Genomic DNA, 227 nt, shown 5'->3' on the forward strand with positions numbered 1-227 from the left:
CTTCACGGGCGCCTTCCGCAAGCCGCGCGAGGTCAACTGGCTTTTCGGCTGGACGCTGTTGATGCTCGGCCTGATCACCGGGCGCACCGGCTACTCGCTCCCCGACGACCTGCTGTCGGGCACCGGCATCCGCTTCGCGCAGGGGGCGATCCTCTCGGTCCCCGTGGTGGGGACGTACCTCTCCTTCTTCCTCTTCGGCGGGGAGTTCCCGGGGCACGACATCATTC

General features: G+C 67.8%; 1 protein-coding gene. It reads left to right on the forward strand.

The genetic code is table 11. The features are described 5' to 3' along the window. Positions 1-227, forward strand: a 227-nt coding sequence (locus tag J0695_RS43575) for a cytochrome b N-terminal domain-containing protein (protein WP_206970323.1), incomplete at both ends; no start/stop codon positions are given.

The organism is Streptomyces beijiangensis (genome assembly GCF_017315755.1).
In the GTDB taxonomy this organism is placed as follows: domain Bacteria; phylum Actinomycetota; class Actinomycetes; order Streptomycetales; family Streptomycetaceae; genus Streptomyces; species Streptomyces beijiangensis.